This window comes from Enterococcus sp. E4-150 (assembly GCF_035726465.1).
Classification (GTDB): domain Bacteria; phylum Bacillota; class Bacilli; order Lactobacillales; family Enterococcaceae; genus Enterococcus_B; species Enterococcus_B faecium.
Genome location: NZ_JAPRGK010000036.1, coordinates 1 through 3,983, shown reverse-complemented (window position 1 = coordinate 3,983; position 3,983 = coordinate 1). Strand labels below are relative to the sequence as shown.

Sequence of the window (3,983 nt, the reverse complement as noted above, 5' to 3'; positions counted from 1 at the left end):
AAAATTTCTAAACAGAAGCCATAAAGGTTTTCAACAGGTAACCGATACATTAGTTTCAATGTTTACTGAGTAACTAATTATTTTGCAGGAGGACAATTTATTTACACAAAATTATTGACGCTCCCTAGAAGGGAAATCTTATAGCGGAAAAGTTGTTTGGAATTTAACAGCTACTCCATAAAAGTTTAGTTTTATATATGGGAGGGATGCGTTTAGCACTCTCCTTTTAGTTTCATTTTAGCGGAGGACGATGATATCAATGAGAAAAATAATTTTGTGTTTTTCAATTATCATTAGCTATTTATGTTTTATAAATCTAGATGTTAGAGCAGAAGAAAATGATTCAGATATAAGTTTTACAATAGAAGGATTGCCTAATGATAAGCAAGTAGATGAAAATGTTCCTTACTATCATTTAAAAGAGGAACCAGGAGAGAAAGATCAGATAACTATTAAGTTGATAAATAATTCTGATAGAGAGATTTCACTTGAAACTTCTATAACAAATGCAAATACCAATTCAAATGGGCTTACGGATTATACAGGTGCTAGAGCAGATCACGACTCTTTAAAAATGCCGTTAACTTCTATACTTACGTGTAAAGAAAAAATAGTAAAAGTACCTGCTAAGAGTTCTGTTGATCAACAATTCGACATTAGCATGCCTTCTGAAAAATTTGATGGAGTGATCATTGGAGGTATTGTTGTAGCAGAAAAGAATGAATCAAAAACAGACAAGCAGAGCCTGTCATTAAATAATGAATATAAATATACTATGGGTGTAGTGTTAACTAATCAGGATGATAATGTAATTAAAAAAAATATATCGTTAATGCTAGAAGAAGTTTCCCCAAAGTTATTTGATGGTAAAAAGACGGTTGAAGCAGATATTTTAAATGATAATTCATATATTTTCACCGGAAAGAGTATAGAAGCAAAAATCTATAGTCAAGAAAATAAAACTTTGGTAAATGAAATTTCTTTAAAAGATATCAGTATAGCGCCCCATTCTTCACTCCCTTTACAATTTGATTGGGGGAAAGTTGATCTGAAATCAGGAAATTACCTTTTTCAAGGGACTTTGATTGATACAGATGGAAAAGAATGGAAATTTGAAAAAGATTTTGTAATTAAAGCTGATGAAGCAAAAAGTATTAATGAAAAATCAGTTTTCAAAATAGAAATACCTTCATACTTAACGACATTAAGCTTTTGTGTAATAGCAGTTACTTTAATATTAACAATCTTTATTATCTATAAATATAGAGAGGAATCAAAATTATGAAGAAAATATTGTTTTTAGTTGTTTGTTTAATCGGAGTAGGATCATTTTCTACAGATTCTTATGCAACTGACAATACAAATGAACAAACAACTACTGTTAGCATCGATTTGTATAGAACTAGAGAACCTAACGAATTACCAGGAAATGTAGGCAATATTAATTCTTTGAATCCAAATTCAAATGTAAGCTTAAATGCAGGTAAAGCAAATATCAGTAGTAATAAGTTTAAGTTTCTTCCTAAAACTGGAGATATATTAAATCAAACAATTGCTATGATTGGATTATCCTTAATAGTATTGGTTTACTCGACTGTTTTGCTAATTAAAAGAAAGGAAATTTAATATGTATATCTATCCAATTTGTACGCTTATAGTGGGAATATTGGCTTTGACAATCAATGGCTATTTATTTTTTAATCGTACAAAATTTTATGTACAACAAAAAATTACAAAGAAAAGTCTTCTAATTTCAATAATGGCCATATTATTTTCTTTTGCAATTCTTATATTAGCTGCGATGCTGTATGTAAATATCCAAAATCAGTTATAAAAAGATACTTATTGGTAACTAGGAGCGAATTCACAAGTGTTAGAAAAATATATTGAAAAAGATATTTTAAGGCAAGTGAAGATACTAGAGTATTTTTATGAAAGACGCCAATTAACTATGCAGGAATTAATTGATGATCTTAATGTAAATAAAAAAACTATTATTAAAGATTTCAGTAAAATTGAACAAAGTATTGAAAATGTGGCTTGTTTTAAAGTAACTGATAAAGGCAGAATAAATTTTTACTTAATGGGAGAAACAAAGTACATTACTTACGTAGAAGAAGAGTATATTTCGGTTAGTAAAGCTTTTAAACTGCGAAAAGAAGTACAAAAATTTTTAAAGGTGAGTGGCTATTTAAATGAGGAAGAAAGAGAAACGAAAAATGAATTAAAAAAAAGATTTTTTCTTCTTTCGATATGGATGCGTTCTAATTTATTAGATAAATATATTTTAAATGAAAAATATTTAATAGCTACAGAAATAGCCACTAAAATTTTGAAATATTTTAATAAGATCACTAATTTAAGAGAGAAAGATTTATTCATAAAAGGTATTTATTTGATGCTTAATAGTTCGGGTCTAGATACAATCTCGAGGCAAGTACTCGAGATTGATGAAGATGATCCTATACTAGAAGATTTAAGTTTGTTACTTGAAGATATCGTTTTCATAGAAAAAGTAGAAATAAAATATTTAATGATTTTATTCTATTTATTACCTAGTAATTTTAGTAATTACTCAGTAATAACAATGGATCTAAAAATGCAAGAAAACTATCTATTAAAACACAAAGAAATATTTGAGTATATTCAGTTATTTGAGAAATATTTCAGAGTCAGATTATCTGATAAAAGTGTTTTCATAAAGGTTATGCTATACTTTGTATTATGTTCTTATTATGATATGCAGAGTTATTTACTAGAACCACATATAATAATTACTCACGAACAGACAAAAACATTTAATAAGATAAAAGATTTAACATTAGAATGGAAAAAGATCTATCCTATTGAGACAAGCAAATACAACATAACAGAAAGTTTATTAAAAAGAATGACTTTAGATATGGATTTCTTTTTGACAGAACATCAAAAGAAACCTATATTGCTCACGATCGTGGCAAAAAATGATATCTCACATATTTTATTTCGTGAATATATTATTGAATGTATGAATTGTACAAAAATTACTATTGATGATGTTTTGTATTATTCATTATCAGATGTTAAGTGTTATCCAAGAAAGTGGAGGCATGTAATAGTATGTGAAGAATCGTTAATATCGGAAAAAGGTATCCAAAATATAGGTAGTGAGATCATTTCTATTTCAAGGTATAACATGAAAGAAAGTAGAAGTAATCTTTTAGCTGTTTTGAGTAGTGGGAAAAATAGTATTAGTGAGGTACAAGAGGTTGGATGTTAATATTAATTCTTTAATAACTGCAAATAATGTTTTAGGAGAAGAAGTAACTGGAGAAATAGAGAAAATTTTGTGTAATGTGGTTATTATTAGAACTTTTTATACTAGAGAAGTAGTAAAAAAAGAAGAATTAAAAAAAAAGGTTATTTTTTAATCGATTAGGCTGAAGATATAAATAGTAGAATTATTATTTAGAGAGGTGATATAATAATGGCATATACAACTTATTTTTTAAACGAAGAAGATTATTTCTTATATTTTGAACAAAAATGTAATGATAAACTTTTTTATAACAAGTATCCATTAATTGTAGCAGAGATAAAATCAATTTGTGATCAAATGAAGAAAAAAATTGAACTAGTAAATTCACAAAATTTCTTTATCATTCATTCAGAATTGATGGGCCTAGATTCTCGATTACAAATTATAATTGCATTATTACCATCTGACAATGATGATATTTTGTCATCTCTTACAGAAGAAGAGGTAGTAGAATTTTCAAGAAAAGATTATAGAAAATTCCTCAGAGAATCATTTGATGTTGAGGATAATATAATTCCGCATTCTTTATATTTTTCAATTATATAAATTTTAATAGGCTTGATAAAGTCCATATAATTGTGTAAAAGATAAAAGGCCATGTAACAGCCCTTTTACGGTACAATGTTTTTAACCACAAAAACATACCCAGGAGGACGTTACATGACCCAAGTACATTTTACACTGA

Annotated in this window: 5 protein-coding genes; all 5 read left to right on the top strand. The window is 27.4% G+C overall.

Going from position 1 to position 3,983, the window contains the following annotated elements:
• The first annotated feature begins 259 nt into the window (after nt 1–259).
• Nucleotides 260–1,285, top strand: a complete 1,026-nt coding sequence (locus OZ002_RS13240; protein ID WP_010721995.1) for a DUF916 and DUF3324 domain-containing protein — start codon at nt 260–262, stop codon at nt 1,283–1,285.
• Entirely contained in the window at nt 1,282–1,626 is a 345-nt protein-coding gene (locus tag OZ002_RS13235) for an LPXTG cell wall anchor domain-containing protein (RefSeq protein ID WP_010721996.1), read from the top strand. The genes OZ002_RS13240 and OZ002_RS13235 overlap by 4 nt, the downstream gene beginning before the upstream one ends.
• Before the next feature lie 244 nt (nt 1,627–1,870).
• Nucleotides 1,871–3,259, top strand: a complete 1,389-nt coding sequence (locus OZ002_RS13230; protein WP_096573168.1) for an HTH domain-containing protein — start codon at nt 1,871–1,873, stop codon at nt 3,257–3,259.
• Complete coding sequence (locus OZ002_RS13225; protein ID WP_010721999.1) at nt 3,249–3,410, top strand: hypothetical protein; 162 nt, start codon at nt 3,249–3,251, stop codon at nt 3,408–3,410. Before OZ002_RS13230 ends, OZ002_RS13225 begins: the two co-directional genes overlap by 11 nt.
• A gap of 56 nt (nt 3,411–3,466) precedes the next feature.
• Nucleotides 3,467–3,844, top strand: coding sequence for a DUF7006 family protein (locus OZ002_RS13220; protein ID WP_010722000.1), 378 nt, complete (start codon nt 3,467–3,469; stop codon nt 3,842–3,844).
• The last annotated feature ends 139 nt before the right edge of the window (nt 3,845–3,983 follow it).